This is a genomic window from Chryseobacterium sp. AG844 (assembly GCF_003182335.1).
Classification (GTDB): domain Bacteria; phylum Bacteroidota; class Bacteroidia; order Flavobacteriales; family Weeksellaceae; genus Chryseobacterium; species Chryseobacterium cupriresistens.
The window spans coordinates 97,062-122,495 of sequence record NZ_QGTV01000015.1; the positions used below are offsets into that span (position 1 = coordinate 97,062).

The following is a 25,434-nucleotide window of genomic DNA, read 5'->3' on the forward strand; positions in this document are numbered from 1 at the left end:
AAAAAGAACACTTAAGTTGTATAAAAATCTTTGATTTTTCTCTCATGTGATCTTTATATTGTATATTATTAAACTTTGCAAACATTTTAAAACAAAAACTTTGTGACTTTTGTGGTTATTACATTTTAAGTAACCTAGTGAAGTGGAGATTCCTACGGAATGGCAAAGTATGAGGATTAACTATCCATACAGATTGTCACTCCGTAGGAGTCTCAATAAATAAATTAACATTCAATAGCGGTGGGCTTTAGCCCGCCTTTAAAAAAATAAATTTACCACTGGCTTTAGCCCAAACATAAATGATCAGAATCTGAAATCTAACTTCAAAAAACATGCACGAACAATTACTTTTAATATTAGGACTTTTATTACTTGTTATGCTGCTGGTCATGCTGGCACAACGGATCAAAATTGCCTATCCTATCTTTCTGGTACTTGCCGGATTGGGGATCAGCCTTATTCCCGGAGTCCCTGTTTTAAAGATGGATCCGGAGATTATATTTCTGATTTTCTTACCACCTCTTTTATACGAAGCAGCCTGGTACACTTCATGGAATGATTTCTGGAAATGGAAACGTCCCATCAGCTTATTGGCTTTCGGGCTGGTATTTCTGACTTCTCTGGTCGTTGCTTACACTTCACAAATGTTGATTCCGGGATTTACGCTTGCATTAGGCTTTTTATTGGGAGGAATTGTTTCGCCACCGGATGCCGTAGCAGCCACAACAGTTTTAAAAGGATTAAAAGTACCGAAACGTACCCTCGCTATACTGGAAGGAGAAAGTCTGATTAATGATGCCTCTTCACTGATTGTTTTCAGGTTTGCTCTGGCAGCTGTAATGACAGGAGCGTTTTCAATGCATGAAGCGACTGGGCAGTTTTTTCTGGTGGCAGGTATGGGTGTTGTCGTAGGGATTGCCGGAGCACATATTTTTTATGCCATTCACCGTTTTTTACCTACAACACCTGCTATTGATGCGGCACTTACCGTAATGACGCCATATATTTTATTTCTTTCTGCAGAACATTTCCATTTTTCGGGAGTGATGGCTGTGGTGAGCGGAGGATTGTTTATGTCTTTCCGTGCTCATGAGATTTTCAAAACCGGAACTACGAGAATCAATATGACAGGAGTCTGGAACACACTCATCTTTGTGATGAATGCTTTGGTTTTTGTATTAATAGGTCTTGAACTTCCTGATATAATCAATGGATTGGGTGAAATTTCAGTAATGGAAGGCATCAAATATGGTTTGGTTATAAGTTTGATTGTCATTGTGGTACGTCTTTTATGGATCTATCCCGTAGCTCATCTTCCAAGATGGTTCAGTGAAAAAGCCCGTCGTGATCCGAGTCCGGGATGGAAAAATCCTTTAATCATAGGCTGGGCAGGAATGAGAGGAGTGGTTTCCCTGGCAACAGCTTTGTCTATTCCGGTGATGATGAATTCACAAGCTGAGTTTCCGATGAGAAATCTGATCATTTTTATCACATTTGTCGTCATTTTTGTGACATTAGTGTTTCAGGGATTGACATTACCTTTGATTATTAAATTAACCAAAATAGGGGAGATCGATCATATTTTGCCTTCTCACGAACAGCAGGCCGGAATTCAGATGAGACTGGATAAACTTGCCGTTCAGAGGCTTGATAACGAATACAATGAGGTGTTGAACAGCAATAGTCTCCTTGAAAATCTTAAAAATACGCTGGAAAGTGATATCAGACTTCACCAGAATCATCTCAATTCTATCGAAATGTGTACCAACAGGCAAAACGATATGGCCGAATATCATAAAGTAATGATGGATATATTTGCCTTACAGAGAAAAGAACTCTTTAAAATGAAACGCGAAAAACTCTTCAGTGATGACGAGATCCGAAAAGCAGAATCGCAACTGGATCTGAATGAATTGAAAATTACGGGGAATAAGCATTTGTAGCGGGTTTGCGAGATGCGAGATGTGGGTTTCGGGTTTCGGGTTTGAGAGTAAGAGAGTTTGAGAGTGGGTCGAGGTTTCGAGGTTTTGGATACGAGTGGGAGAGTTTGAGGATGCGTGCGTTTGAAATTATAAGAGTGTAAATTGTTACAGACAGAATGGACAAACTACGCACTTTATTTATCCATGCACTATGTCATTCCGCAGGAATCCAAATCGTCATTTTACTATTTACGTAAACAATATAAACATTAAACTCTGAACCTCGAACTTTAAACCTTAAACCTTGAATTTTAAACTTTAAACATTGAACAACATGAAAACATTACATTTTTTAGTCATTGGAAAAAACCAGGAAATTCTGGATACTTTAAAAAGAATTATAGAAAATAATGAGGGCTGGACAGCAGAAATACAAAGTGATGAAAATTTCTGCTATGAATATATAAAAGAAAATGTGGTAGATATTGTCCTTTTAAGCTCTGGCCTAGAGGAGGATTTTGAGAAAGATATAAAAATATTCTGTGCCGGTTTGGATAAGGATGTTAAAGTAATCGATCATTATGGAGGAGGAAGTGGACTTTTAAAGAATGAAGTTTACAGTCTTTTTCCTAATTTGCAGGGATAAAACCTGACATTATGTTCGAAAATATCATCAAAAATATTACGCGATTTATTTCAATCACTCCCCAAGAAGAAAAAACCTTTACAGATCTGCTTGTCTGCCAGTCGTTTCCAAAGAAAACGGTTTTGCTCAGAGAAGGAGAGATCTGCCAGTTTGAAGGGTATATTCACAAAGGATGTGTGAGAATGTATTGTTTGGATGATAATGGTTCTGAAGTAACGTTATTGTTTGCCATCGAAGATTGGTGGATCAGTGATATTGCATCATTTCATGAACAGAAGCCTTCTAAGGTTTTTATCGAAACGCTGGAAGATTCTGAAATCTATATGTTGAATACTACAACAAAAGAAAAACTGCTGCAGGAAGTTCCCAAATTTGAAAGAGTTTTCAGAATGCTGGTTCAGAGGAACCTGGCAACCCTGCAAAGCCGATTGGTAAATACCATTTCAAAGACTGCATCAGACAGATACCTTGAGTTCATCAAAGTATATCCTTCAATCCCCCAAAGAGTTGCGCAGTATTATATTGCTTCCTATCTGGGAGTTTCAAAAGAATTTGTCAGTACCATAAGAAAGCGTCTTGCTTCAAAAGAAAAATAAATCTTAGTTTTTTATACTTGCAGATTGCAGAGATTTGCATGGATTTTAAATTATATTCACCCATTTTATCGGAGATAAATCCTTGCGTCATAAAAATATTTAGCTTAGAAAACAACTTGCGTCTTTGCGTTTTCCAACTATTTTTTTGCTTGTCATTGATACAAAGATTCTTATGGAATGACATAATTGCAATGATGGCCTTGCCCACACAGTTTGTCATTCCGGTAGGAATCTAAGTGAAGTTATTCTTTAAAATATTATATCAAATTAAATAGTTCCTAAGAGTAAAAAGACTTTTACACTTTCCAAAAAAAACAGCAATCCACTATAGTTATACTGCCGAATACAAAAGTATCCGGCATTTTTTTTTGCTTCAAAGTCATTTATTAAACTAGTTAAATGTGCAGGGTTTTCGGTCTCTCTAAATTTGTCCTATCAAACAAGAACAAATAACAATCTGATATGGACAGAAAAGATTTTTTAAAGAAAGGATTATTGGGAACAGGAATGTTTGTAGCATCAGCTTCTTTGGCCGGCGCTATGAAAAATGACATCGACGAGATCGAACCATTAGAACCGATCGGATACAATCATCTTCCCAATACAGAATCAAAAATAAAAGAAAACTCTGTGATCCACAGAGCAGACTCAAGAGGGAAAGCGGATCACGGATGGCTGTTGAGCCAGCACACTTTCAGTTTTGCCAATTATTACAACCCTGAAAGAATGCACTTCGGCGTATTGAGGGTTTTGAATGATGATAAAGTGGAAGCAGGAAGAGGTTTCGGAACCCACCCTCACGACAATATGGAAATCATCAGTATTCCTTTGGAAGGTGATCTTGAACACAAAGACAGCATGGGAAATACAGCCGTGATCAGAAGCGGAGATATTCAGGTCATGAGTGCAGGAACCGGAATTATGCACAGCGAATTCAACAAAAACAGTGATCAGCCGGTGAAATTCCTTCAAATCTGGATTTATCCCAAAAAAAGAAATGTGACGCCGAGATATGATCAGATCAATTTAGACAAAACTAAAGGTCACAATCAATTTCAACAGATTCTTTCCCCTAATGCAGATGACGAAGGTGTATGGATTCATCAGGATGCATGGTTTCACCTGGGAACTTTTGATCAGAATAAAGAAATCCATTACCAGATCAGAAAAAAAGGAAACGGAATCTATGCTTTTATTTTGAAGGGAAGCGCAGAAATAGGCGGTGAGATCATAGAAGAACGTGATGGATTCGGAGTCTGGGATATTCAGGAAATTACGATCAAAACCTTTCAGGAAGGTACAGAAATCCTTTTGATGGAAGTACCAATGACACTATAAATAAAAAATTAAACAAAAATAACAACTCTTAAATTTTAAATTATTATGAAAAAATTAATCCTATCATTTGCAGCTGGTTTATTATCATTAACCGCATCAGCTCAAAACCCCGGAAAATCATTATTAAATCCTACCAATCATGCCGTAGTGCTTATAGACCACGAAGGACAAATGGCTTTTGCAACCAAAAGCATCAGTATGGAAGAATTAAGAAATAATGTGGCACTGGTAGCGGGTGGATCAAAAATATTCAATGTTCCTACAGTAGTAACAACGGTGGCAGAAAAGTCATTCAGCGGACCTGTTTTCCCGGAAATTTCAGAAGTATATCCGCAAGCAACCAGTGGATATGTAGACAGAACTACTATGAATACGTGGGAAGATGTTAATGCTCACAAAGCCATTACAGGAAAAAATAAAAAGAAACTGGTTTTCGCCGGATTATGGACAAGCGTATGTATCGTAGGCCCTGTATTATCAGCGATTGACGAAGGTTACGATGTATATGTAGTAACAGATGCTTCTGGGGATATTTCTAAAGAAGCGCACGATCAGTCAATCACCCGTATGGTTCAGGCAGGAGCGCATCCTATCACTTCTGTTCAGTATGTATTGGAGTTGCAGAGAGACTGGGCTAGAAAAGAAACATACAAACCGGTTAATGACCTGATGAAAAAACATGGTGGAGCTTATGGTATTGGAATTCAGTATGCTCAGGAAATGTTAAAACACTAATGGGACTGTTTCGGCAGGCTGAAAGCCTGCCGAAACCTTCAAACTTAAATATTGAAATTATGAAACTACTGAATATATTTACCCTTTCCACAGTTTTGGCAGCAGGAATTCTGAATGCTCAGAAAGCAGACATGATCATTACCAATGGGAAGATTACCACAATGGATGATAAGAATCCTGAAGTACAGGCTGTGGCCATCAAAGACCATAAAATCTTACAGGTAGGAACCAATGCCCAGATTTTAAAATTAAAAAACGGCAATACAAAAGTCATTGATGCTAAAAGAAACAGAGTGATTCCAGGCTTATTTGACAGCCATTTGCATGTAATCAGAGGAGGACGATTTTACAATACCGAACTTCGTTGGGATGGTGTGAAATCATTAAAAAGAGCATTGGAAATGCTGAAAGAACAGGCTCAGAGAACACCGAAGGGACAATGGGTAAGAGTCATTGGAGGCTGGAATGAATATCAGTTTGAAGAAAAAAGACTTCCCACACTGGCTGAAATTAATGAAGCTACGGGAAATGTGCCTACTTTCATCATGTATCTCTATGGAAAAGCGTGGTTGAACAAAGCCGGATTAAAAGAACTGAATATCAATGGAGATACTCCCAATCCTGCCCAAGGTTTAATTGAAAAAGACAATAACGGAGATCCTACAGGATTACTGGTAGCTGAACCCAATGCATTTATCCTTTATTCAACATTGGCGAAACTGCCGGAGCTGAAAGAAGAAGAAAAAGTAAATTCTACCCTTCAATACATGACGGAACTGAACAGATTAGGAGTGACTGCCGTAATGGACGCAGGCGGAGGATTCCAGAATTTCCCGGATGACTACGGAACAACAGATCAGCTGAACAAACAGGGGAAAATTACCGTTCGTCTTCCTTACTATTTATTTGCCCAGAAAAAAGGATCTGAGCTTGCCGATTACACCAAATGGATTGGAATGGTAGAAATTGACGATCATGGTCATAATGATTTTAATGAAATCGATTATCATGTCAACGGAGGAGGGGAAAATCTGGTGTCAGACGGAGCCGACTTTGAAAATTTTCTTTTCCCAAGACCGGAACTTCCTGCTACCATGGAGAAAAATATGAAAGAGGTAGTAAGTCTTCTGGTAAAAAACAAATGGCCTTTCAGAATTCATGCAACCTATAATGAAAGTATCACAAGGTTTTTGAATGTCATTGAAGAAGTCAACAAAGAGACACCGTTGAATGGATTAGTATGGTTCATTGACCACGCAGAAACCGTTACCGAAGATAATATGAAAAGAATCAAAGCGTTGGGTGGAGGAATTGCTGTACAGCACAGAATGGCGTATCAGGGCGAAAGCTTCATTCACAGATATGGTAAAAAGCCCGCTTTAGCTTCTCCTCCAGTGAAAAAAATGCTGGAAATGGGAATTCCGGTAGGATTGGGAACTGATGGAACAAGAGTAGCAAGTTACAATCCATGGGTGGCTTTATACTGGATTACTACAGGAAAAACAATAGGAGGAACTCAGGTGATGGCTAAAGAAAATACACTGGACAGAAAAACAGCTTTATCACTTTCTACTTACGGAGGATACGAATTGATCAAAGACTATCAGAAAGGAAAAATCCAGAAAGGATACTTTGCAGACCTTACTATTTTGGACAAAGATTATTTCACAGTCAATGATGAAGACATCAAAAACATCACTTCAAAACTGACGATCGTAGATGGAAAAGTAGTGTACGGAGATAAAACCTACAAAACAGAAGCACCCGCACCACTTCCAGTCATTCCGGACTGGTCACCTGTAAAATATTACGGAGGCTATCAGACAAAATAATTTTTTAAATCACAAAAATTTTTAATTATTCAAGTATCAACCAACGTTCCAACTGAAGGGGGTAAAAATTCCCCTCCTTTGGAGGGGTGTCAAAAATTCAAAGAATTTTTGACGGGGTGGTTTTACACTCAAAGCTATCAACAGTATTAAATACCCCCAATCATCCGTGTCAATCCGTGTAATCTGCGGTTAAAAAAAACAAAAATCATTTTAAAAATTTATTCCAATCATGAAAAAGTTAATCCATATCATCACCAATACCAATCCGGGAAGAAAATTAACAGATACAGCTCTTTTAGTTTTCAGAGTTTTACTTTCCATAGAATTAATCGTAGCCCACGGATTAAAAAAAATAGGAGTAGGTGTTTCAGAAGCAGAACAGGTTCCGAACCCGCTGCACCTTCCGGAAGCATTCAATAGCCTTTTCGCTGATGCAGCCAATCTGGTATTTCCGGTATTTGTGATCTTTGGTTTTTTCACAAGAATTGCTGTGTTGCCGATCTTAGCGGTGACGCTTACAGGATACTTTATTCTCCATTGGAATGATGCACTACTGGTAAAAGATACTCCTTTTATGTACAGTTTGTGTTACCTGTTTTTACTGTTTATGGGAGCGGGAAGATATTCAGTGGATCATTATTTAACAAAGAAATCATCATGAAAAAACTGATTGCAATAGTACTGTTGCTGCAGATTTTTATTCCCGTTCAAATTTCTGCTCAGTTCAAGCTGATGAGGTTTGATGAAGATTATGCTTCCTATAAAGACTCTGCAAAAACTTTTTACAACTCCATCAAATACATACCTATTGCAGAAAAAAGCAACCATTATCTTTCATTGGGGGGAGAAGCAAGACTGGAATTTGTAGATTTTAATAATGAAGATTGGGGAAGAATGGATATTGGGAGCAATCCTTTTCTTATTCAAAGATACAATGTACATGCAGATCTGCATCTGGGCTCACGGGTAAGAATTTTCGGGCAGGTGAGAAGTGCATGGGAAAATGGAAGAAAAAATGGGCCGAGACCTATTGACGAAGACCATTTGAATATTCAGAACCTTTTTATTGATATTGATGTTCTGAAAAATGAGAAAGAAAAGCTTACAATGCGTGCCGGAAGACAGGAACTTGATTATGGAAGCGGAAGATTAATTTCAGTAAGAGAAGGTCCGAATTTAAGACTCTATTTTGATGGATTCAAGTTCATGTACAAAAGAGGGAACTTCAGATCTGATGCCTTTATGATGGCCGCCAGTGAAATCAATCCGGGAGCTTTTGATAACAAGTCTTCAAAATCAATCAATCTTTGGGGAAGTTACAACATATGGATTATTCCCAGAAGCGGAAATCTGGAGCTCTATTATTTAGGCATTCACAGAAAAGATGTACGTTTTGAAGACGGGCTTTCCGATGAGAACAGACATACTTTTGGCGGAAGATTCTGGAAATATGGAGGAGGTTTTATTTACAATTTTGAAGCAGCCTACCAGTTCGGGAACTTTAATAAAGGAAATATCAGCGCGTGGACGGCTTCTGCAGATATCGGATATATGTTTGAAAATGTAAAAGGAAAACCGACCATCAACCTTAGAAACGATTATATTTCAGGAGACAGCAATAAAGGAGACGGAACATTGGGAACATTCAATCCATTGTATCCGAAAGGAGGTTATTTTGGATTTAATCCTCAGATTGGTCCTGTGAATTTAATTGATATTCATCCCTATGCGACCATTGATTTGGGTAAAAAAATAACCGTACAGGCAGACGTAGTTTTCAATTGGAGATACTCTACTCAAGACGGAATTTACAGACCCAGCGGAACACTAAACCTGGCGTCTTCCAACTCAAAAAAGAGATACATCGGAACCGCATTTTTAGGAAGCTTTAATTATAAGATCAATCCATTTTTAACCTTTAACACAGGAATACAATATTTCAATACCGGAGCTTTCATTAACGATGTAATCGACAACCACAAAGACGGACTCTTCATCAATTCCAGAATTGTATTTAAATTTTAAAAAAACACAGGGAATTTGAAAATTTGAAAATGAGATAATTTGAAAATAAATTAAACAATTATCCCACATCAATGCACCTTTCCATCACAGAAACTACCTTTGAAAAACAAATAAAAATAGCCGGAGCGAAGCGACTCGCGCCTTAACAACATAAACCTTAAAAAAACTTTGCGTCCTTGCGTTATTCCAACAAACAAAAATTAAAACCCGCAACAAAAATAACCCGCAACTCGCATCCCGAACCCCTCAACAAACAACAAAAAATAAATCAAATGAAAAATACACTAAAACACTCACTGGTAATTGCAGCTTTAGCATTATCTACCTTAAACTTTGCACAAACTACAACCACAGCTCCTGCAAAAACAACAGCCATCGGAACTTCCAAAACCTGGGGAACCGTAGACGGAATCTCCATGATAGGATTGGTACAGGGCCCATCGTCTGCTGACGCCCAGCTTCAGGTAGCCTGTGTTTTCGAATATACAGAAGGTGACATCTTCAGTGCTCAGGCATTGCCGGCAAAACTGAACGGATTGGTTCATCTTGATGAAGCTTTAAAAGGAGAACTGACCAACCTTAGAAAAACAGGACAGTTTCAGGGGCATTCTTTAGAAACCATTTTAATTACGCCACCTGCAGGATCGATGTCTGCAAAGAAATTATTATTGATTGGTTTAGGTGACCGTAATAAATTTACTCCAGATTTAATGACTTCCGTAGGCGAAGTGGCAGCCCGTGAAGCCATGAGATTAGACGTTACCAATTTTGCATTTGCCAGCGATCTGAAAGATGCCGGAATAGATTCACCCACCGCTTTGGTAGCCGGAAATGTAGTAAGAGGAATTGTACATGCCAACCGTTCTGAAAATTACCTGAAAGAACACAAATTATCCACCACAAAAAAATTAGAAAAAGTATACCTTCTGGCTGGTCCTGCCTTCTTTGAAACCGCAGGCGGAGGAATTTCCGATGCCATTTCAGAAGTAAAAAAGAAATAATGAACTAGTTTCATTACATTGTTGATCCGGCCTCCTTTTTATAAGGGGGCTTTTTGTTATATTTATGAAATTACTTAATAGCGATGAAAAAAGACAATAGATATATCAGAAAAGAAGCGAATGGATTACTTACTAGTCAGCTAAGGCGATTGTTTTTAAATAAAAACATGAGATTAGGGGAAAATCCATCAACTGCCGATGAAGATATGGGTATAGATTATTTTTTTGAAGTTCTGGATGATACAATTCCACAAGAACCTAAGCACTTATTTTTATTCTATAATCAAAATAAAGGTACGGATAAAGAAATAAAGAAAATTAAAACAAAATCTCACGAATATTTTGGGAAGATTCCTTTTACAATATCATTGAGACATGCTGAATATTTTTATAATGAGTTGGAGGAAGGATTATTATTTACTTTGTGTGATATAAATAATAAAAATATTTATTGGTATGATATTCAAAATGATCCAATGTTACCCGAAAGAATGTTGGAACAAAAGGCTAAAGGGTCTAATTTTATACAAATCTATATTCCTGCAGATAATTTACTAAGTGAAAATACTTTTGAAAGATTATTTAAACAAATAGATTATGCAAAGTATAATCAAATACGGAAAAAAAGAATTGTTAAGAAAGATATTAATGCTGATTATTCAAAAACAAAAATTACTGATAGTAATATTCTAAATGAGATTTTGCATACTTTAAAACTGTTTGAGGGAATAAAAGTATTACCAATAAATGTAATATGTCAACTTTATCCCTTTAAAGGAAGTGACAAAACATTTTTTAATGACTGGGGTTTTTACACAGATAATGAAAAATTTTTTGATTTTATGGATTCAATTGTAATAAATGGTAATAACCTAATATCTTCAGAAAATTTAGAATATAAGAGTGATAAATTAAGAGAGGTTATTAATTTCTTTCAATATAATAAAATATTACATATAAGATGGTCAGGAAATAATAGTAAAAATCAAATTTGTATTCATAAACTATATGATTTATCTAAATGTGATTGTGAGCGATGTAATTTAGAAAAGCTTAATTTTAAAAGAACTAAGGAGCTTTTAAGAGAAGATAAATCTGATTCCAAACAAGATTTAATGAGAAAAGGTTATACTTATTATTTAATGGGTGACTATATTAAATCAAGTAAAATTTTTTTAGAAGTTTATAATGATGCAAATAAAACATTTAATCCAATAAATTATACAATTTCAAAATATAATTTAATTAAACTTAGAGGTTTTATTAAATCATTTTATTATGATGATAAAGATAAGATACTTGAACAAATAAATGATCTGGAATTTGATGATGATGAAAGATTCATTAAGCAAAACGCTCCTCATTTTGTAGATATTTATAAGAACATTAAGGAAATCCAGTTTTACGATGATGTTGAAAATAAAATCAATAATTGTTTTTTAGAAATCCAGAAAATACATTATAGAGATAGTAATGGAGGAGGACAATCAATTGATTCTTATTATAAACTAAAATCTAATTTTTTAAGATTTAATTCTTATATAGAGCATAATTTTATAATTTTCAATTATTACCAAGAATATATTGATATATCAAAAAAGGTGTTGGAAAGCTTATTTATTCTCTATTCTTTGAAAAATCCGAATTCTGAAAAATATGAAATATTTGAATGGTATGCTATAAAACTTTTAATTTTTAATGTTAATGAAGAGTTTATAAAATATCTTTTCAACAGATATGCAATATCTAATCTTAAAGTTTATGAAAATGTATTATTTAAAATAAATGAATTATTAGATAATCTCTTATTTTCATATGATGAACTTGCTGATCAAATTGATATTTTTAGACCTTTAAGGTTAGAAAAAATAATTAATAATTTGGTTATGATTTTAAGCATAATAGACGTAGAAAATAAAGAAAAAGAAAAGTTTATTTTTAAAATTTTAAAAGATTCTAAAAAGCTTTTAAAGCTTAATTTAATACCTTATGATGGATTATACTTCTTTGTTGAAAAGGTAAATATAGATAAAAAAACTCTTAAAAAAATATTAGATTTATTTATTTTAAAGGAGTATAAAGGAATAGGATTCACCGATATACTAGATAAGTACGTGAAAATATGTTCAACAGACGAAATTGAGCAACTTATAAAAGATATATCTAATATTTCTGAAATTACACAATTGGCTAGGGACAATGAATATTTTGATGATTTAGTTTACGCTCTAACATTGATAAATGATGACACGAAATTGGCTTTAAAGAAAATTTTGACTGAGAAATTACATGAGAACTTTGATATCTTTTTATTTGAAACAGCAGTATTATATGAGCTCATTGATTTTGATATGGAAATGTTTGATAGTTTTTTGTCACTCATTCCTGATATGTCGAATTTTGATGAAAGTAAGGCTTACTTTAAATCATATGAAAATATTCATTTATTGAAAGCTATTAATATTGCTTTCAAATTTAAAGTAGATTTAATACAAAAAATTAGACCACAGTTACGTAAAGTATTTAAAGGAGAGAAAGCTTATTTTATTTGGTTAACAGATTTAGATAATTTTGATTATAAAAAATTTAATTCTTATTGGATTTTAAGAGGACGAACAAAATATTTTATAGAAAAATTCAAAAATTCAAAAAAGCTCAAAGAAGAGATTGTAAAATCATTAAAGAATGATTATGTAGAAGGAGTAGCCAAAATGTATTTTAAAGAATTAGTATGAGTAATAATCATATTTAAGTAACTATAAGCAGCAATTTGCAATGTCAAAAAAAATCCCGATTTTTGCACTCCTTCAATAAACCCGAGTTCATGAAATTATGTATTGCCGAGAAACCCAGTGTTGCCAGAGATATCGCCAAAGTATTGGGCGCTACCACGCCTAAACAAGGCTATATGGAAGGAAACGGCTATTGCGTAACATGGACGTTCGGACACCTTTGTACCCTGAAAGAACCACACGACTACGGTCCGCAGTTCAAATCCTGGAACCTTTTTTCACTGCCGATTATTCCCAGCAGTTTTGGAATCAAGCTGATCCCTAATAAAGGTGTTGAAAATCAGTTTAAAGTCATTGAAAAATTAGTTGAAGAATGTGATGAGGTCATTAACTGCGGGGATGCCGGGCAGGAAGGAGAACTGATTCAGCGTTGGGTATTGCAGAAAGCAAAATGCAACAAACCGGTTCAGCGTTTATGGATTTCTTCACTAACGGAAGATGCTATTAAAGAAGGATTTGCGAGCTTAAAGCCAGCAGAAGATTACAAAAACCTTTATCTGGCCGGAAATGCCAGAGCCATAGGAGATTGGTTATTGGGAATCAATGCTACGAGACTATTTACGAAAAAATTCGGAGGAAATAAAGCGGTTCTTTCCATTGGAAGAGTGCAAACTCCTACATTGGCGATGCTGGTGCAGCGTCAGAAAGAAATTGATGCTTTTACCACAGAAGAATATTGGGAACTGAAAACCAAATACCGTGACGTGATTTTCAATGCGGCCATTGACCGTTTAAAAACATTGGAACGTGCAGAAAAAGGACTGGAATACCTTAAAGTCAATCCATTTGAGATCGTTTCTTTCGAAATTAAAGAAGGAAAAGAAAAAAATCCACGACTTTTCGATTTGACCGGACTTCAGGTAGAAGCCAATAAAAAATACGGTTATTCGGCGGAAAATACGTTGAATTATGTGCAAAGTCTTTATGAAAAGAAGCACGTAACCTATCCGCGTGTTGATACCACCTACTTATCAGACAGTTTATATCCGAAAATTGCAGGAATTCTTCAGAAAATGTATCCTTATCAGGATCTGATTGCTCCGTTGCTGGAAGCTCCGATTCCAAAATCAAAGGCGGTTTTCGACGATACAAAAGTAACCGATCACCATGCGATCATTCCTACGGAAATTCCGCCTTCTCAGAATCTGAGCAGGGAAGAAAAACTGATTTATGATCTGATTGCAAAACGTTTTATAGCAGTATTCTATCCGGAATGTAAAATTTCCAATACTTTGGTTGAAGGAAAAGTAGGAACCATTCCTTTCAAAACCAGCGGAAGACAGGTTCTTGAAGCAGGATGGAGAGCAGTTTACGCCAAAGAACCTAAAGAAGAAACCACCGATAAGGAAAAAGAAAAAGAGGAAGAACAAACCATCCCTGAATTTACTGTAGGAGAAACCGGGCCCCACGATCCGATGATTCACCAGGGAAAAACAACCCCTCCAAAACCTTATACCGAAGCAACACTGCTGAGAGCGATGGAAACTGCCGGAAAACAGGTAGAAGATGAAGAACTGCGTGAAATGCTGAAGAACAACGGGATCGGAAGACCATCCACCCGTGCCAATATCATCGAAACCCTTTTCAAAAGAAAATACATCGAGAAGAAAAGAAAAAATCTGATCGCTACCCAAACCGGAATCCAGCTGATCGATACCATCGAAGACGAACTGTTAAAAAGCCCGGAACTGACCGGAGAATGGGAATCCAAACTTCGTAAAATTGAAAAAGGAGAGTATGAAGCCAATCTTTTCAAAGAAGAACTGATTCAGATGGTGACAGAACTCACTGAAAAAGTGGTGTACGGAAAAGGGAAAGTAATTACCCTCCAGGAAGAAGAAAAGGAAGAAGTGAAAGAGAAGAAAAAAAGAGAACCTGCTCAGAAAAAAGAATTGCAGTCCTGGGAAGAAACGAAATGCCCGAAATGTAAAGAACATAATCTGATCAAAGGAAAAACCGCTGTAGGCTGCTCCGATTTCAAAAATTGTGGTTTTAAAATTACGTTCGAAATCTTCGGCAAGAAACTATCCGATAAACAACTTTTAGATTTGGTATTAAAAGGAAAAACTTCAAAATTAAAAGGCTTCTCTACCCACCCGGAAGCAATCACAGAAGGCGTTTTGACTTTAAGTGATGATTTCCAGGTACAATTGAGCTAATCAATAGTATACTTAATCTAAATTATCAACTACCATTTGGAAACAATAAACTAACTGGAATTATCAGGTGGAGAATACGGGATTCGAACCCGTGATTTTTCAATACCTGATTAAGCGTATCGGTTATTTTATATCGGGATTCCTAGGGCATGACTAGGTGTACGGATAAACTAAGCGTTGTATTTGTCGTTCTGAAAGAATCCAACCTTACCCTTTTTCTATCCAATCTGTGTACCAATACCCTAACTGAATACGTAAAAATTCCCATCTTCCCGAGCCTGGCAAAAATTCAAAGAATTTTTGCCAGGCTGGTTTTACAGTTTCTTGAATAACCTGTCATCATTAAATGCCAACATTCTCCCTTTTCTGTTTGATAAACTGAAAAACAGATCCAACAATAAAAAGCAGAAGAATAATAAGAAGAGTCTGCCCGATGATCGGATCTTTGATGTCTTTGGCCAAAGGATGTCCAATCGGAACCCGTGTAAATGTTTCATTAACAGTTGGGACAAGCGACAGGAAAAAGCTGAGTGACAACAGGAAATTCTCAAAATACCGGGCTTTCTTACTTTCTTTTTTATTGGCAAAAAGAAAATAGGCCACAGTGATCAAAACAAGGATAAATAATGAGAACACATGTCCTGCATTAAAACCTCCGTTTTTGGAGATACCTAATGCTGTAAGTGAAGTGACGGCCGTCGCATAAAAATAGACTTTTCCTGACGGCTGAGTCAGATTGATTTTACCATATCTGATAAATCCTATCACTGCGCCAACAAGAGCTGTTACGCCAATAATAGTGTGAAAAATTCCTAAACCTGATAGATTCATATTGATTGTATTTTAAATTGATACTTATAAGCTGCAGGTATATTACTGCTCCCTGTAACTGACAGTACAAATTTGCGATAGAAATACAGAAATGATTTTGTGATTTAGTTCAAGAATTTGGGATTTTGGTTCAAAAAAGAACTCCTTATCAAAACAGGAAATGCATTTATAATCTTTAAAAAGGTACGATTATCATCCTTTCCGTTCCTGGCGGTAATTGGAGGGCGTTATATGAAATTTATCGCTGAAGTTTTTGGTAAAAGTGGCCAGATCATTGAATCCGCATTCGAACGCGATATCGGTAATGCGTTCATCGGATATTAAAAGTAATTCGGCGGCTTTTTCCAGTTTTTTGTTTCTTATATAATTGGCAGGGGTATCGTTGTAAAGTTTTGCAAATTCTCTTTTGAAAGATGATACACTTAAATTGCTTTGCTCAGCAAGCTGTTCGATTGTTAGCTGTGAAAATAAATTCGCTTCAATGATTTGCTTAAAAGAATAAGTGGTGGGAGAGAAAAGCTGTGACAGGATCAGCTGAACGGCCTTAGCATTCTGTGACTGAGCCAACAGCAAAATGATTTCCTTGAGTTTTAGAACCAATATATCTTCATTAACGAGGGAAGGGTTTTCAAAATAAAAAAGCAGCCCTTCTACATACTTCTGAATCAGAAAGTCATTGTTTATTTTCTCATTGGATTTATTCGAAACGATATCGGAAGGTTTTTGCAGTAATAAAGGCAATTCTCTGTCATAGATTTTTTTCAGGATGTCAGGATAGAACGTAACGATCACAATCTCACAATGATCTTCTGACACTGAGTTCTGAATATGTTTTCCGGAGCTGATACAGTTCAGAAAAAGAGAATAATTTGCAGAAACATCAAACTCCTGTTCCTCTGTTTTGTACTGAAAATCACCTTTAAGCACATACAGAAAGCAGGCTTGCTCCGAAACCGGAAAATCATACCTGAAGGACCCTGATATATCAATTTTCTGTATCAGGGTTTTCCCAAACAATTCGTGTTTTTTGTAATCATTCAGCATAATGGAGTACGTGAGTTTTTGAATTCAATAATCAGGAAAAGTTAAATAAATTTTCATTGTAAATGTAAAGCAATAATTGACTTTATCGGAGATAAAATCTTTGCGCCTTAAGAACATATAGTTTGGTAACAATCTGCGACTTTGCGTTTTTCAGCCAAAATATGCAGAGATTCCTGTGGCATGACATTGTGATGAATAAGACTAAACTTTGTATTTGGCATTCAATAGGAATGCCACTTTACACTTTTTTTGACTGGTGATTTACCGGAACAACTTCTCGTACCAGGCGCCAACATCACTTTTAATCTCCTCATGATGCTTACATAAAATCACAGCCAGCTCCAGTTCAGACCTGTCAGACTGATAAGGATTCAAAGTAAGAAACCCGAAGAAATTTCCATCCTGATCAACAATCGACGGAGGATAAGAAGCATAAGCATTCCATGGTGAATAGGGGCCATATGTACTACCATAGTTTCCATACGTATTCCAGATAGATTTTGAGCTGAAAACATTTCCGTAATCACCAAACTTATTCCATATCGAATTTTTATCAAAATTATCACAGTTTAAGCATCCCAGATATTCTTTTTGATCTGTACCGCCATATAAATGCAGGGTTTGCGCATAAAAGATACAGCATAAGAGAAGACTTACAACAATAAACACTTTTTTACAGTACATAAGATGATTACTTTATTAAATAATGATAACTGCCAGAAACGAAAAGTCCAATATTAACCTCTATCTTCCTTTCTTCCATCTTCCGGCCCTTATCAATCTACCTTAAACTTCTTCGGAGACTTTCCGGTGATCTGGGTAAATTTTCTGTAAAAATACTCCAATGTATTAAAACCTGATTCAAAACATATATTTTTAATCCCGATTTCAGGATTGCTGATCAGCAATTGCTTGGCATGTTCTATTCTCAGTTGAATAATATATTCTACCGGAGTAAAGCTGTAGGAATGCTTAAACTTTTTAAACAGATTGGCTTCGCTCATTCCTGCAAGCGCAGCAAGTCTCCTGATGGTAATTGGTTCTCTGTAATTGTTTTTGATGAAATGAACCACTTCCTGAAGTCCGTTCTGTATATTTTCTGCCTTTCCGGAATGGAGGAGGATATGCTTTGCATTGGTTTTCATCAGCTCATAAATCAGTTCTTTCAGACTTAAGCTTAAAAGAAAATCCGAGGTATTATGAAGATTTCCGTCAATTCTTCTGTTATAAAGATTGGTAAGGCTTCTCCATAAAGACTCATCCGAGCTGATGAACTTTTTCACAGTGTTTTCTTTCATCATAATTCCTGTTCTGTCCCAGTCCGGATGCCAGTTTTCAATCACTTCGGAGAATACACTGTCAATATATTCCTGCTCAATATTCAATACCAGACATTTCGTAGGTTCTTTAAAAATGGGATGAATATCGATACTCAGCTCTTTGTTACAGGGCGGAATAAATACACTTCTCTCCTTGAACTCAAAAGTCTCATCATCACTGCGAATAATCTTATTGCCACTCAGCATAAGCGTGATAACAGGCTCTTCAAAAAAGAAAGGAAAATCATGACAAATTACATTCGTTTCAAATACATTCAATTCACCGAAAGGAATGCTGAAAACAGTTCTTTCTTCGATCTTTTCCATGATAGTTAGAGTTTAGGTTAAAAAATATAGAGAATAAGTAAATGATTTATGCCATGTTATTGCCATTTTCGGATTACGTAAAATACAAAATAATTTAAAACAATGGAAAATACATCAGCAGCCAAACAAACCCATACCCCAGATACTCAGTTTTTATCCGTAAATCCTTCTACCTTAGAGGTTATAGGTGAAGTTACCAATACTTCCAGAGAGGAGATTGATGCTAAAATTGAGAAAGCAAAAAAAGCCCGGAAACTATGGGCAGCAAGGCCGGATGCAGAAAGAAAACAGATTTTATTAAAAGTAGCGGAAGCGTTGCAGCAAAATTCAAAACACCTTGCAGAATGGATCACCCGCGAGCAGGGAAAACCGTTGAATGGTCCTGGAGCTAATTTCGAAATGCAGGCTTGTGTAGGCTGGACACAGGTTCCAGCATCACTGGATTTACCCGAAGAAATTGTTTTCGAAGACGACACCCGAAAAGATGTTGTATACAGAAACCCGATTGGAGTAGTAGCAGCCATTGCTCCCTGGAACTGGCCTCTGATGATTGCTATCTGGCAGATTATTCCTTCATTGAGAATGGGAAATGCTGTCATCATCAAACCTTCGGAATATACCACTTTCTGCAGTCTGGAAATGATAAAAGTGATCAACAGTGTCCTTCCTGAGGATATTTTGCAGGTAGTTACCGGCAGAGGAGAAGTAGGTGGTTACCTTACCTCACATCCTGAAATTGGGAAAATTATGTTCACAGGTTCTACTGCGACGGGGAAGAAAGTCATTGAAGCTTCTGCTAAAAATATGGCCAGATTAACCCTTGAATGTGGAGGAAATGATGCAGGAATTATTTTACCCGGACTTGATGTCTCTAAGTATATTGATGGAATTTTCTGGGGAGCGTTTCTGAATATGGGGCAAACCTGCGCCTGTTTAAAGAGGTTATACGTTCATGAAAACGATTACGAAAAAGTTGTTAAAGCATTGGCAGACTATTCTTCCAATATTCCGATGGGGAACGGAGCGGATGAAACCAGTGTTCTGGGACCTATCCAGAATAAAATGCAGTACGATAAGATTCAGGATCTGATTCATGATTCCGAAAACATCGGGGCGGACTTTATTTTCAAAGGAAAGAAGCCCGATCTGGAAGGATATTTTATTCCTGTAACACTTATCGGAAATGTAGATAACGGAGACAGAATTGTAGACGAAGAACAGTTTGGTCCTGTGCTTCCAATTATTAAGTATAAAACGTTGGAAGAAGCGATCAATAAAGCCAATGATTCAGAAAACGGACTGGGAGCTTCCGTTTGGAGTGATGATCTTGACGAAGCTCAGAAAGTAGCTGCACAACTGGAAGCAGGAACCGTATGGATCAATCAGCACGGTGCTATTCACCCGTTTGTTCCCTTCGGAGGGGCAAAACAATCCGGTTATGGAGTAGAGTTCGGAATTGAAGGATTAAAAGCAGTTACAGTTCCTAAAGTTATCAGCATTAAAAAATAAAGTTAGAACTCATGAAATACGATTTTATAATTGTCGGATCCGGTTCGGCAGGCGCTGTAATCGCTAACAGATTAAGTGAAAATGAAAATATAAATGTTCTTCTGCTGGAGGCAGGTCCTGATGATAAAGTTACTGAAGTGGAAGAACAGGCCGGCTGGCCCGCTATCTGGAATACCGAAAGAGACTGGGCTTATCATACCGTTGCGCAGGAATATGCAGGAGGAAATACAAGATACTGGCCTCGCGGTAAAACATTAGGTGGTTCAAGTTCCATCAATGGAATGATCTACATCAGAGGTCATCAGCAGGATTATGATAGTTGGGCTTATAAAGGATGTGTGGGCTGGGATTGGAAAAGTGTTTTACCTTACTTTAAAAAATCAGAAACCCATGAAGAAGGTGAAGATGACATTCATGGAGGGGAAGGACCGCTTTTTGTAAGCCGTATCAAGCGCCCGAATGCCATTTCAGTTAGTGCTGTTGAAGCATGTAAGGAACTTGGTTATCCTTTGACGGATGATTTTAACAAAGAAATCTGGGGTGCAGGTCTTAACCACCTCAGTGTAGGAAAAGACGGTAAAAGATGTTCTGCCGCGAAAGCATTCTTAGATCCTGTGAAATCGAGGCCCAATCTGCATATTCATACCAATGCACTGGCTCAGAAACTGATTTTTGAAGAAAACGAGTGCATGGGAGTTCAGTATTTGAAAGACGGTGAATTATTAGAAGTGGTGGCAGAAAAAGAAGTGATTGTATCTTGCGGAACTATAGAATCTGCCAAACTTCTGATGCTTTCCGGAATTGGTGATCAACATGAACTGGAGTCAGTAGGAATTCCAGTAGTAAAAGATTTGAAAGGAGTTGGAAAAAACCTTCAGGATCACCTTTTGACAAGTGTTATTTTTAAAGCTAAAAAAGAAATTCCTGCTCCGGAAGCCAATCTGCTGGAAGCCCAGTTATTCTGGAAGAGCAAAGAAGAAATGGCTTTCCCGGATCTTCAGCCTCTGTTTATGGGACTTCCTTACTACAGCCCCGGGTTTACCGGGCCGCAAAACGCATTTACATTCTGCGCCGGATTTATCAGACCTGCCAGTAAAGGGTATATTAAACTGACGTCTTCCGATCCTTCCGCTTCTCCGGAAATTAACCCGATGTATCTTTCTGAAGAATCCGATCTGGAAGCCCTTTATCAATGCGTTGAAATATGCCGCGAAATGGGAAAAACAGAAGCCATGAAAGAATGGAATGACGGTGAAATCTATCCCGGAGAAGGAAAAACAAAAGAGGAAGTGATAGATTATATCAAAAAATCATGTTCCACCTATCATCATATGACCGGAACCTGTAAAATGGGAATCGACAGCCATTCTGTAGTAGATCCGAGACTGAAAGTATATGGAATAAAAGGATTAAGGGTAGCAGATGCATCCATTATGCCGGATGTGGTTTCCGGAAATACCAATGCGCCTACCATTATGATTGGTGAAAAAGCAGCCGATATGATCAAAGAAGATCATCATCTGAAAGCGTCAGGTTCATCTGAAAAGTTATCGTTTGTTGTGTAAGAAGGGTTAAAATCCTTGAAAAGAAGCCGTTTCATATTTATGAAGCGGCTTTTTAATGAAAAATTGAAAGATCATTGAGATAAAAAAGCCTGTAGCACTTACCTTTGTTTAAAATAAAATTCATGACACCAGAAAAAAAGAAACTCATTACAGATAGCTTCAGCCGCTCGGAAACCCTGAAATTCTATAAAGCAGAACTGCTGGAAGTAGAACCTGATTTTATATCCATGAAGATCCCTAAGATGGAAATGATGACCCGAAAAGCAGGAATGTTCAATGGCGCAATGATCGCCTCTCTGGTGGATGTTTCTTCAGGATATGCCGCTGTGAGCCACTATCCGGAAGACTGTTATGTAGTGACCGTTGAATTGAAAGTGAACTATCTTCGTCCGGCAATGGGTGATGCTTTGGTTTCAAAATCCTATGTCATCAAAGGGGGTGGAAAAATTGTTGTGGTGAGAACGGAAATCTATGTTCAGACCGAAGGTTCTGATTCTGAAAGTCATGTAGCCACTTCATTAGTCACCATGATGAAAATAAAATAAAAGACAAAATATTCCTTCAATAAAGGGTTTCAAAGCATTTTTTTTCCCCGGAATGGAATAGCTTTTGCTCAACAAACCCCATAAACATTAAAAAATATCACAATGAACTTAATTATCCGACTATTTATTACAGCAATTGTTGCTTATCTTTTAACTAAAATTTTACCGGGAGTGCAGTTTGAAGGATTTTCTTCAGCCATCATCTTTGCGATCGTACTTGGGGTTCTTAACATATTTGTAAAGCCTATTTTAAGTCTGTTCGGCCTTCCGTTGACCATTCTTACCTTAGGATTCTTTGCCCTGGTAATTAATGCCGCAATTGTCCTGATTGCAGACTATTTCATCGACAGTATGGTCGTAGATGGGTTCTGGTGGGCATTTATCTTCAGTATCTTATTATCAATCGTAACTTCTCTAGCGAACTCTATGTTCTCAGATGGAGAATAGAATACCAATAATGATCTTATACAATAGGCTGCCCAAACGGACAGCCTATTCTTTTTTTTAACAGTTCTTTTTAATCCACTTAATACAGTCTTCATAAGTCAGTTTCTGGTTGTCTTTCTTCATGTAAGGGGCATTAATCGGTTCGTTTTCTGCAATATTTGCCATGATCTGTTCAAGAGTCCTTCCTGCAAAATTGACTCTCGTTTCCTTTATAGATCCATACTTGAAATGGCCTTCATGGACGTGCCAAAGATTGGGTGCGCCTGCGTCTACACGCGTTGCTTTAAAATCGCCTGTGTCTGGTGTACTCATAATGTAAAATTTTAATTAGGTTGTTATTGATGATATCGGACGTCTGATATTGTAAATTTCACTATTTGAGACAGGCAGAGTAACAGAGAAAATCCCCATATTTAAAAAGTAGGTGTTTTCCCCGAAAAGAGCTTATCTATGAAAAAAGAATTTTAATGTTAATTCTTTCGTCCATTTTTATTTTAAATATTAACTTTGGCAATCTTTGAATTTAATAAAAGGATGTAGGAAATCAGCTGATTTTGTACATCCGTTAAAAATGAATATCAACATATGAAACTTAAGTACAGTCTGCTGGCTTTGGCAGCTCCGCTTTTAATGAATGCACAACAAGTAATGACGCCTGAAATTCTTTGGACTTTGAAAAAAGTTGGAGTACAGGCAGTTTCACCGGATCAGGGCTCCCTTATCTATAAAGTAGGGCAGGTAGACCTGAAAACAGAGAAGACGAAAAATGAAAACTATTTTCTGAATGTTCTTAATCATCAGTCTTCCAAAATTGATTTCGGGAAAAAAGCCCTTATTCAGTGGGATAAAAACGGAATCTATGCTCAGGAAGGAGATAAAATCTATCTTTCTAAAGATGCCGGAAAAACCTGGACAGAATTTTATACCATTGGTGAAGCAGATAATATCGTAATTTCTCCTGACGGAAAGAAAATTGCTTTCAGTAAGCAGGTATTGGTGGAGAAAGTAATGGGGAAAGATAAATTCAGCGATACTCCTAAAACGACGGCACAGGTATACACAGACCTGAACCACAGACACTGGGATTATTTCAATGAAGGAAAATATAACCATGTATTTGTAGTGAATACTTCTGATAAGGTAGAAGGAGCTAAAGATCTTCTGGAAGGAAAAACCTGGGATTCTCCGCAAAGACCTTTCGGTGGAGCTGAAGATTTTATCTGGAGCCCGGATTCTACCCAGCTTTTATATGTTACCAAACCTAAAAGTGGTAAGGAATATGCTACAAGCACCAATACAGATATCTTTGCTTACGATCTTGCTTCTGGTACTACCAAAAACCTTACAGAATCCAACAAAGGATATGATGTAAACCCAAAATTCAGCCCGGACGGAAAATCTCTGATCTGGCAGAGTATGGCCAGAGACGGATATGAAGCAGATAAAAATGATGTGAAAATCCTGGATTGGAAGTCAGGGAAGACCACTAATCTTACCTCAGGCTGGGATGAAAGTGTTTCAGGAGACGTTCTTTGGGGAGCAGATTCAAAAACAATCTACTTCACAGCGGCATTCAGAGGTACAAAACAGCTTTTCTCGCTGGATTCAAAATCAGCAAAAGTACAGCAGATCACCAAGGGAGATTTTGACGTAAACGAAATCTTTACAGACAATAAAACTTCACTTTTAGTAGGAAGAACAGACGTAAACCATGCTACAGAATTATTCTCTGTAAACGTTAAGAACGGAGAAATGAAGCAGGTAACTGAAGCGAACAAGGAAACGTATGCTAAGCTGGCTCAGGGGAAATCTGAACTTAAAATGGTGAAAACTTCAGACGGTAAGGAAATGGGAGTTTGGTTCCACTATCCACCGAATTTTGATCCGAACAAAAAATACCCAACGCTGGTATACTGCCAGGGAGGGCCACAGTCTGCGCTTACTCAATATTTCAGTGTAAGATGGAACTTTGCTCTTATGACAGCTAACGATTATATCGTAGTGGCTCCAAACAGAAGAGGGATGCCAGGATGGGGAACAAAATGGAATGAAGAAATTTCAAAAGACTGGGGCGGACAGCCAATGAGAGATTATCTGGCAGCCACAGATTTTGCGAAAACTTTACCATACGTGGACGGTGACAGGGTAGCAGCTGTAGGAGCTAGTTACGGAGGATACAGTGTATTTATGCTGGCCGGAATCCATGAGAACAGATTCAAAACATTTATAGCTCATGATGGTTTATTTGATATGAAATCATGGTATCTGACTACCGAAGAACTATGGTTTGCCAACTGGGATCTTGGTTCTCCATGGGAAAAACCACTTCCAAAAGCGTACACAGAATTCAATCCAAGCAATTTTGTAGAAAAATGGAACAAACCTATTATGATTGTTCAGGGAGGAATCGATTTCCGTGTTCCCTACGAGCAGGGTCAGGAAGCTTTCCAGGCTGCAAAATTAAGAGGATTAAAATCTAAACTGGTATACTTCCCGAACGAAAATCACTGGGTACTTCATCCTCAAAACGGATTGGTATGGCAGAGAGAATTCTTCGACTGGCTGAAGGAAACTTTATAAGATAAACAATATAAGATATCAATAGAAACGGGCTTTAGCCCGTTTTTTTATAATTAAAAAATCCAATGGCTTTAGATTCTGTGTTAACTTCCAAATATTTTTTATACATTTATATTTATAAAAGCAACCTTGAGTTAGCTTGCGTAGGGTGAACGTCTTTGATTTTTACCCTACTTTCTTCAAAATCTATCTGGTAAAAAGTTTTATTTTTAAATAAAATA

22 protein-coding genes are annotated in these 25,434 nt (G+C 37.0%); 17 read left to right on the plus strand and 5 right to left on the minus strand.

All coding sequences use genetic code 11. The features are described from left to right. Positions 1-332 precede the first annotated feature (332 nt). From DEU40_RS15085 to DEU40_RS15140, 12 genes are all read left to right on the plus strand, one after another. Positions 333-1,943, plus strand: a complete 1,611-nt coding sequence (locus tag DEU40_RS15085) for a Na+/H+ antiporter (RefSeq protein ID WP_110010607.1) — start codon at positions 333-335, stop codon at positions 1,941-1,943. 313 nt (positions 1,944-2,256) lie between these two features. Further along, the gene (locus DEU40_RS15090; RefSeq protein ID WP_110010608.1) at positions 2,257-2,568 is read left to right on the plus strand and encodes a hypothetical protein; all 312 of its coding nucleotides are present in this window, start codon (positions 2,257-2,259) and stop codon (positions 2,566-2,568) included. Between the two features lie 11 nt (positions 2,569-2,579). Beyond that, positions 2,580-3,164 carry a Crp/Fnr family transcriptional regulator gene (locus DEU40_RS15095; RefSeq protein ID WP_110010609.1) on the plus strand — a complete coding sequence of 195 codons (585 nt, stop codon included), beginning with the start codon at positions 2,580-2,582 and terminating at the stop codon, positions 3,162-3,164. A gap of 462 nt (positions 3,165-3,626) precedes the next feature. Continuing rightward, positions 3,627-4,502 (plus strand): pirin family protein, encoded by an 876-nt coding sequence (locus tag DEU40_RS15100; RefSeq protein ID WP_110010610.1) that lies wholly within the window; start codon positions 3,627-3,629, stop codon positions 4,500-4,502. 45 nt (positions 4,503-4,547) lie between these two features. After that, complete coding sequence (locus DEU40_RS15105) at positions 4,548-5,237, plus strand: hydrolase (protein ID WP_110010611.1); 690 nt, start codon at positions 4,548-4,550, stop codon at positions 5,235-5,237. A 59-nt stretch (positions 5,238-5,296) separates the two neighbouring features. Beyond that, positions 5,297-7,069 (plus strand): amidohydrolase, encoded by a 1,773-nt coding sequence (locus DEU40_RS15110; RefSeq protein ID WP_181397981.1) that lies wholly within the window; start codon positions 5,297-5,299, stop codon positions 7,067-7,069. 229 nt (positions 7,070-7,298) lie between these two features. Then, a complete protein-coding gene (locus DEU40_RS15115; RefSeq protein WP_110010612.1) occupies positions 7,299-7,730 on the plus strand; it encodes a DoxX family protein in 432 nt (143 codons plus the stop codon). Continuing rightward, a complete protein-coding gene (locus DEU40_RS15120; protein ID WP_110010613.1) occupies positions 7,727-9,094 on the plus strand; it encodes an alginate export family protein in 1,368 nt (455 codons plus the stop codon). Before DEU40_RS15115 ends, DEU40_RS15120 begins: the two co-directional genes overlap by 4 nt. A 272-nt stretch (positions 9,095-9,366) precedes the next feature. Continuing rightward, on the plus strand, positions 9,367-10,095 hold the full coding sequence (locus DEU40_RS15125) for a M17 family peptidase N-terminal domain-containing protein (protein WP_110010626.1): 729 nt from the start codon (positions 9,367-9,369) through the stop codon (positions 10,093-10,095). Positions 10,096-10,178: 83 nt separating this feature from the next. Next, entirely contained in the window at positions 10,179-12,830 is a 2,652-nt protein-coding gene (locus DEU40_RS15130; protein ID WP_110010614.1) for a DUF4365 domain-containing protein, read from the plus strand. Between the two features lie 89 nt (positions 12,831-12,919). Beyond that, on the plus strand, positions 12,920-15,046 hold the full coding sequence (locus DEU40_RS15135; RefSeq protein WP_110010615.1) for a type IA DNA topoisomerase: 2,127 nt from the start codon (positions 12,920-12,922) through the stop codon (positions 15,044-15,046). A gap of 149 nt (positions 15,047-15,195) precedes the next feature. Then, the gene (locus tag DEU40_RS15140) at positions 15,196-15,378 is read left to right on the plus strand and encodes a hypothetical protein (protein ID WP_110010616.1); all 183 of its coding nucleotides are present in this window, start codon (positions 15,196-15,198) and stop codon (positions 15,376-15,378) included. A 10-nt stretch (positions 15,379-15,388) separates the two neighbouring features. Here DEU40_RS15140 and DEU40_RS15145 read toward each other — a convergent pair whose 3' ends face one another. The 4 genes from DEU40_RS15145 to DEU40_RS15160 form a co-directional block, all read right to left on the minus strand. Next, the gene (locus tag DEU40_RS15145; RefSeq protein ID WP_110010617.1) at positions 15,389-15,877 is read right to left on the minus strand and encodes a hypothetical protein; all 489 of its coding nucleotides are present in this window, start codon (positions 15,875-15,877) and stop codon (positions 15,389-15,391) included. Positions 15,878-16,069: 192 nt separating this feature from the next. After that, positions 16,070-16,921, minus strand: coding sequence for a helix-turn-helix domain-containing protein (locus tag DEU40_RS15150; RefSeq protein ID WP_110010618.1), 852 nt, complete (start codon positions 16,919-16,921; stop codon positions 16,070-16,072). A gap of 261 nt (positions 16,922-17,182) precedes the next feature. Further along, positions 17,183-17,605 (minus strand): hypothetical protein, encoded by a 423-nt coding sequence (locus tag DEU40_RS15155; RefSeq protein ID WP_110010619.1) that lies wholly within the window; start codon positions 17,603-17,605, stop codon positions 17,183-17,185. A 92-nt stretch (positions 17,606-17,697) separates the two neighbouring features. After that, a complete protein-coding gene (locus DEU40_RS15160; protein ID WP_110010620.1) occupies positions 17,698-18,567 on the minus strand; it encodes a helix-turn-helix domain-containing protein in 870 nt (289 codons plus the stop codon). A 102-nt stretch (positions 18,568-18,669) separates the two neighbouring features. Here DEU40_RS15160 and DEU40_RS15165 point away from each other — a divergent pair, with 102 nt between their 5' ends. The 4 genes from DEU40_RS15165 (at position 18,670) to DEU40_RS15180 (ending at position 22,633) form a co-directional block, all read left to right on the plus strand. Further along, complete coding sequence (locus tag DEU40_RS15165; RefSeq protein ID WP_110010621.1) at positions 18,670-20,076, plus strand: aldehyde dehydrogenase family protein; 1,407 nt, start codon at positions 18,670-18,672, stop codon at positions 20,074-20,076. An 11-nt stretch (positions 20,077-20,087) separates the two neighbouring features. Next, complete coding sequence (locus DEU40_RS15170; RefSeq protein WP_110010622.1) at positions 20,088-21,641, plus strand: GMC family oxidoreductase; 1,554 nt, start codon at positions 20,088-20,090, stop codon at positions 21,639-21,641. A gap of 122 nt (positions 21,642-21,763) precedes the next feature. Beyond that, positions 21,764-22,186, plus strand: coding sequence for a PaaI family thioesterase (locus DEU40_RS15175; RefSeq protein ID WP_110010623.1), 423 nt, complete (start codon positions 21,764-21,766; stop codon positions 22,184-22,186). A gap of 102 nt (positions 22,187-22,288) precedes the next feature. Beyond that, on the plus strand, positions 22,289-22,633 hold the full coding sequence (locus tag DEU40_RS15180) for a phage holin family protein (protein ID WP_062672072.1): 345 nt from the start codon (positions 22,289-22,291) through the stop codon (positions 22,631-22,633). Positions 22,634-22,690: 57 nt separating this feature from the next. Here the strand turns inward: DEU40_RS15180 and DEU40_RS15185 are convergent, their stop codons facing one another. Further along, positions 22,691-22,945, minus strand: coding sequence for a hypothetical protein (locus DEU40_RS15185; protein WP_062672070.1), 255 nt, complete (start codon positions 22,943-22,945; stop codon positions 22,691-22,693). Positions 22,946-23,218: 273 nt separating this feature from the next. Here DEU40_RS15185 and DEU40_RS15190 point away from each other — a divergent pair, with 273 nt between their 5' ends. Continuing rightward, positions 23,219-25,213 (plus strand): S9 family peptidase, encoded by a 1,995-nt coding sequence (locus DEU40_RS15190; RefSeq protein WP_110010624.1) that lies wholly within the window; start codon positions 23,219-23,221, stop codon positions 25,211-25,213. Positions 25,214-25,434 lie beyond the last annotated feature (221 nt).